At 65.1% G+C, this 773-nt stretch carries 1 protein-coding gene; it reads right to left on the bottom strand.

What is annotated here, in order from left to right; translation table 11 throughout:
- On the bottom strand, nt 1–773 hold a 773-nt coding region (locus tag AAHZ94_RS34770; RefSeq protein ID WP_349997650.1), incomplete at both ends, for a beta-ketoacyl synthase N-terminal-like domain-containing protein.

The raw sequence follows: 773 nt of genomic DNA, 5'->3' as shown, positions 1-773 counted from the left end.
ATCTTGATCACACCCGCCACACCCGCAGCAGCCTGCGTATGACCAATATTCGACTTCACCGAACCCAACCACAAAGGCCGCCCCACAGGACGATCCTGACCATACGTAGCAAGCAACGCCTGCGCCTCAATCGGATCACCCAACGTCGTACCCGTCCCATGCGCCTCCACCACATCCACCTCACCCGCAGAAACCCCCGCATTCGCCAACGCCTGACGAATCACCCGCTGCTGCGACGGACCATTCGGCGCCGTCAAACCATTCGACGCACCATCCTGATTCACCGCAGAACCACGAATCACCGCATGCACCCGATGACCATTCCGCCGCGCATCCGACAACCGCTCCAACAACAACACCCCAACCCCCTCACCCCACCCCGTACCATCAGCCGCCGCAGCAAACGGCTTACACCGACCATCAGGCGCCAACCCACGCTGCCGCGAAAACCCAGTGAAGACGTCCGGCGTGGCCATGACGGTGACCCCGCCCGCCAGGGCCAGGTTGCATTCGCCCTGGCGTAGCGCCTGGGCCGCCAGATGCATCGCGACCAGCGAGGACGAGCACGCGGTGTCGACGGTCACGGCCGGGCCTTCGAGGCCGAGGGTGTACGCCACGCGGCCCGATACGACGCTGCCGGAGCCGGCGAGCATCGCGTAGCCCTCCAGCTTGGCGTCGCCGCCTTGCGACAGGCCTGCGGCGTAGTCGTGGTACATCACGCCCGCATACACACCGGTCGCCGAACCCTTCAACGACACCGGATCAATACCCGC

The organism is Streptomyces sp. HSW2009, from assembly GCF_040240285.1.
In the GTDB taxonomy this organism is placed as follows: Bacteria; Actinomycetota; Actinomycetes; order Streptomycetales; family Streptomycetaceae; genus Streptomyces.
This window is presented reverse-complemented; position numbering and strand designations above follow the sequence as displayed.